The organism is Vibrio sp. 10N.222.46.A1, assembly GCF_041473595.1.
GTDB lineage: Bacteria > Pseudomonadota > Gammaproteobacteria > Enterobacterales > Vibrionaceae > Vibrio > Vibrio tasmaniensis_A.
In genome coordinates, this window is the sequence record NZ_JBFRSN010000656.1 from 1 (window position 1) to 5,218 (window position 5,218).

At 42.1% G+C, this 5,218-nt stretch carries 3 protein-coding genes and 1 pseudogene; 3 read left to right on the plus strand and 1 reads right to left on the minus strand.

The annotated features are described in order from the left end of the window. Positions 1–245: 245 nt before the first annotated feature. Positions 246–1,514: a triacylglycerol lipase gene (locus tag AB4496_RS17860; protein WP_102257808.1), complete on the minus strand. Its 1,269-nt coding sequence runs from the start codon at positions 1,512–1,514 to the stop codon at positions 246–248. 840 nt (positions 1,515–2,354) lie between these two features. Between AB4496_RS17860 and AB4496_RS17865 the strand changes: the two genes are divergently transcribed. The 3 genes and pseudogenes from AB4496_RS17865 to AB4496_RS17875 form a co-directional block, all read left to right on the plus strand. Beyond that, the gene (locus AB4496_RS17865) at positions 2,355–4,451 is read left to right on the plus strand and encodes a protein-disulfide reductase DsbD (protein WP_102257810.1); all 2,097 of its coding nucleotides are present in this window, start codon (positions 2,355–2,357) and stop codon (positions 4,449–4,451) included. Then, positions 4,448–4,975 carry a protein disulfide oxidoreductase gene (locus AB4496_RS17870; protein WP_009847199.1) on the plus strand — a complete coding sequence of 176 codons (528 nt, stop codon included), beginning with the start codon at positions 4,448–4,450 and terminating at the stop codon, positions 4,973–4,975. Before AB4496_RS17865 ends, AB4496_RS17870 begins: the two co-directional genes overlap by 4 nt. 10 nt (positions 4,976–4,985) lie before the next feature. Beyond that, positions 4,986–5,218 (plus strand): annotated as a pseudogene (locus tag AB4496_RS17875) (DsbA family protein); the annotation flags it as partial.

The following is a 5,218-nucleotide window of genomic DNA, read 5'->3' on the forward strand; positions in this document are numbered from 1 at the left end:
GTGTATAAATAAAAATTTCTTTTTATTTGAGTAGAAATGCATTTTCTGTTGTCCAAAACACACAATGTTTCTACCTAAAGGATTTTATTCTGTATGAGAAAACTAATAATAACCGCTCTTTGTCTTTATATATCTGGCTGTGCAACCAACGGTGCTGTCTGCATTCCTACAGGAGTTAGTATTTACTGTGGTAGTGGTGTCTAAATAAACAATATCAATTGTGGACAACCAATAGTCAATTAATCTTAAAAATTATTTTCATTGGCATTATAGCCTTGTTCGGTTCTCAACCAAAACTCAGAAAGATCTTCAAACAAGTCGTCGTTGTCTAAGATGCTTAAATGGTTTTCATCGTAACCAAGAATTTGGTCGGCGTTTAATTGAGCTGGGCGCCAAAGCTGGCTTGATAGGTCAATTACGCCATCATTACTGTTGGTATTAAATAACTCCCCTGAATTGTATCCAAACGCTAAAAAGTGCGGGGTATGGTTTTTAGTTTTACTACCAAATAACTCGGCGATAAATTTTCCGTCTGGATTTAAATCTACCCAGGCTGGCATCACGATAGGGGAGTATTCAACTCCTTGCTTGGCAGATGTCACCCCACCAAACGGGGAAGATATGGTGGTGATGCTGCTGACAAAATTGCACAACTGCCCGATTTGGCACTGACGAACACTGTTTGCCACGATCAGCCCGCCCATGCTGTGTGCCACCACGTGTGATTGTTGGATCTTGTATTCCGTCACTATGGTATGCAGCAGGTTATTTAAGCCTTTCGAACTTAAAACCAGAGATAAGCCAGAAGGGTAGTTGAATACCCATATTTGGTATTTAGATTGATCGATTTTTTCGATTAATGGAGCAAAATCTAAAGCGGTTGCGTTGATACCATGTACAAATAGGATAGGGATTTTAGTTGGGTCGTATTCCGACAAAAAGTAGAGTCCAGCATTCCCTTCAAAAAAGAATGTTACTGGCTGCCACATGCCGAGCTTAGCGTTTTCTCGCTTAAAGGGCGGATCCGTTAAACTCACAACGGTGCCTATATCGACAAGATCCAATTCCACTTTCAGTAAAGAGGACAATGAGTGATTAACAAAGGCTCTGGGCGCTTTGTTTTCGTTAATGGCGAGTGAAATTCTTACTGTAGAATTGTCTTGGTGATCATGCAGATTAACGACACTGAATGGTTCGTCAGCTTGTAGGGTTAAATCTTGGTTTTTATCATCAAAGACAAGTAGGTAGTGTATTTTTCTAGATAGCTGCAATTGAATACTGTCGCTATCTATTATGCCGTCGTAGCCATCAACTTCGCTTTTATTGATATCTTTTATCTGTTGAATAACGACGGCTGAGCCCGACGCTGGTTCGGTCAAAATGATTTGGTACTGGTCGGTATAGGCATCAATTGCGTCTATCTCATTAGATAGATTTCTAAAATTACCACACCCTGACAGCACAGCACTGAATAACAGTACGAAAAATAATCGTCCAGTAATGAATTGCCTCATTCTAATCTCATCCCCATCTCAACAAGCTTCGTCATTCAATCAATAATTTTTATACATAAACAAACAGCATGAGTTTAATACTAGCAAGAAAACAGAGAGTTAGGTCATACGTTGTTCTTGAGCATGTATTGTCTTGGTCCGAGTTTACTTAGTTCACGCTGCTCGACCGCGGTATGGCTGATGTCGATTGTCTTTTCGATACTGATTGTCTTTCCGACCCTGATTGTTGGTATATGATTTTTACGATTCTCAATCGCTTTGATTCATGAAAATTATCGACATTGAGAAAAAAATTGAACTTTATTATTTTAGTTAAGTCGTATTGCTACGTTTACCATAACAAGACATCTGCAGTTTAGATATGATCTCAAGTCGAAACACACATCAGCTAACTCGTAGCGCACTATTATTAGTGGGTTGGGTTATCTGTTTCTGTCTCGCCAGTAATATGAGTTTTATCCAAGGCTGCAAAGTAAATTATGACAACAGTGATTCTGCTATTTCTACTGCCGTGCAGGCAAACAAGATTAGCGATAGTGGCGTTTTTATTGATGGGGCATCTCAATCCCAAGACGGCCAATCCGTCCAAAAATGTGAGTTATCAGAACACCTGATAAACTTTGATCACCACCAAGTCAATGATCAAGCTATATTCACGTACTTCATACTCGTTGTCGTCGTATTGTGGTTGCTAAGTACTGTCCCGTATTTCCCTCCCTTCACTGAGCCAATCCTCCACAAAGGTAGGCGCATCCATCTCAAGATCTGTGTCTTTAAAGAATGAAAATAAGAGCGTTTAACTAACACTCATATTATTCATTTTTTAAGGAAAAATTAGACATGCCTAAAAGCAAAATGTCATTGCGCTTTGTTGTGCTTTGGCTATTCGTTGCGTTGTGTTCAACATTCACTGTGAACGCAAGTGCGAGCGAATCAATGACTCCTGTTACAACGGGTTGGATGCAAGACAAGTTACATCCGTATGTAGAAACGCGTTTTGTCATGACAGGACAAATTAATAAAGAAGATAAAACCGCGGCGGGTTATCTGGAAGTGAACCTTTCTGATGAATGGAAAACTTACTGGAGAAGTCCTGGCGAAGGAGGCATTGCGCCCAAAATTAAATGGGCTGACTCTAAGAACGTTTCGCAACTGCAATGGTTTTGGAAGTTTCCTCAACGCTTCAACTTGCTCGGCATAGATACGCTAGGCTACAAGCACAACATCATCTTTCCGATGAATCTTCATATTGATGATATGAACAAACCTGTTGAGCTCCATGCAGTGCTGACGATGTCTTCATGCACCACCATATGTATTCTCACGGATTTTGACATCAACTTGGTGTTTAACCCAAGTGAGATGACCGTGAATAACGACGCGATGCTTGTCTACGCAAAAGCAATGAGCGAAGTGCCGAAAGACTCACCGCTTGTAGAGGGTACATCTACGATTTGGGATGCTCACAAGTCGCAACTTCAAGTTATTGCTACACATAAAATTGGTTGGACTGCACCCGATATAATCGTGGATGGTGATTCAGATGAAATGCAAGATGCTGAATTTGGTATTCCTCACATTGAAATTGAAGGTAACCAAGCCATTGCGACTTATGACGTAAGCAGCTGGATGGGCACACCCGATCTCAACAACCAACACATTCGTGTCAGCATCAAAGACAAAGACTTCATTACAGAATACCCAGCCACTGTTACCAACGGCATAGTGGGTAATAGCTCTATGATAAGTATGGTGCTTTTGGCGCTATTAGGTGGGTTGATTCTCAATATCATGCCCTGTGTATTCCCTGTACTTGGAATGAAACTGAGTGGGGTTATTTCTGCTCAAGGCATGGCAAGAAAACAGGTTAGGTTCCAATTCCTTGCATCTGCGAGTGGCATCCTCGCATCCTTCTGGTTAATCGCCACTTTCTTGGCTGTGTTAAAAATATCAGGCAGCGTTATCGGTTGGGGAATTCAGTTCCAAAACGGTTGGTTTATCGGAGGGATGTTTATCGTCACAGCCCTTTTCAGCGCCAACATGTTAGGGCTTTTCGAGATCCGTCTTTCATCTAATACCAATACGTGGATGGCAACCAAGGGAGGCAGTAGTTACGTCGGACACTTTACACAAGGCATGTTCGCAACGCTATTGGCTACGCCATGTTCTGCTCCATTTCTTGGGACAGCCGTTGCATTTGCTCTTGCCACGACTATCCCGACGATGTTTGGTATTTTCACCGCACTTGCCGTTGGTATGGCACTTCCATGGATCATCGTTGCTGCATTCCCATCGATAGCTTTGGCGCTGCCTAAACCAGGAGCATGGATGAACCGTGTTAAATACCTGTTCGGCGGAATGATGCTAATCACTAGCGTTTGGCTCTTTGGCTTGCTTCGACCTCACGTCCCTCAATTGTGGTTATACGCAATATTGGCAGTCAGTGTTTGCTTATTGCTTGTCCGGTTGGTTCAAGTGCATGGAATCAAGACTGCGGGTGCTGTTGCCTTGCTGCTGTTGAGTGTTATCTCTGCCTCGTTATTTGTCGAGAAGGCAACATCCAAAATTCTGCCACCAGAACCTGAGTGGGAAGCTTTGTCGACCGTAGCCATTGATGAGCATGTTGCTAATGACAAAGTAGTTTTCGTTGATGTTACCGCTGATTGGTGCGTGACTTGTAAAGCAAACAAGATCGGGGTTCTCTTACAAGATCCTGTTTACAGCGTATTGACTGAAGGTGATGTAGTGCCGATGGAGGGCGATTGGACAGTCCCAAGTGATAGTGTCACGTCATACCTACAAGATCACAACCGTTTCGGTGTTCCGTTCAACATGGTTTATGGCCCTAACGCTCCGGAAGGTATTGAGCTTCCTGTCATCTTAACCAGTGATGCGGTGATGGAAGCCATTGAGAAAGCAAAAGGTGGTGACGAATGATGAGAAAAAAAGCTAAGGCAAAACCTCAGTCCAAAAAGCAGAAGTTGAGATCGGCATTACTGTATACCTTGTTCGCATTGGTCGTGGTCTTTGGTGTTGATTATTGGCGTACAAAAGACGTTCCAATGCAGAACGTTCCGCCAATGGTTGGGATGTCGTTATCCGGTAAACCGATAGATGTAATAGAGATGAGTAAGAAAGAGCCGGTATTAGTTTATTTTTGGACGACATGGTGCGTCGCCTGCAAATTTGTGACGCCAGTGGTTGATTGGTTTTCATCGAGCTATCCCGTCGTTGGTGTATCACTGACTTCGGGTAAAGATGAAAGAGTTCAACGCTATATGAATGCTAAAGGGTATAGCTACGACAACATTAATGACACTCAAGGTAAAATTGCACGCGATTGGGGAATCTCCTTAACGCCAACACTCATTGTTATTAATGATGGAAAAGTAACAAGTGTTACTTCAGGAATTACTACGCCAATAGGTATCGCAGCCCGACTTTGGTTAGCTAAGTATTAATGGGAAAAATATGAAATTCATTACAAAAAGCATCATCACACTATTGGTTACTCTGGCTTTCTCACCCGTCACTTTCGCAATGACAAAACAAGAAAAAATTGCCGAGATAACGCAAATGCTAGAAACGAACGAAGGTATTATCGATTCAGTTCACGACAGTCTAGCTGCTTACATAGATCAACAAAGTAGCTTTGATAAAACGTTAGTTGAGAGTCATGACTTTATTTATAACAACCCACATCA

Excerpts from the sequence above, each read along its gene's own strand:
- AB4496_RS17860 (WP_102257808.1), bottom strand. The coding sequence starts at position 1,514 with ATGAGGCAATTCATTACTGGACGATTATTTTTCGTACTGTTATTCAGT.
- AB4496_RS17865 (WP_102257810.1), top strand. The coding sequence starts at position 2,355 with ATGCCTAAAAGCAAAATGTCATTGCGCTTTGTTGTGCTTTGGCTATTC.
- AB4496_RS17870 (WP_009847199.1), top strand. The coding sequence starts at position 4,448 with ATGATGAGAAAAAAAGCTAAGGCAAAACCTCAGTCCAAAAAGCAGAAG.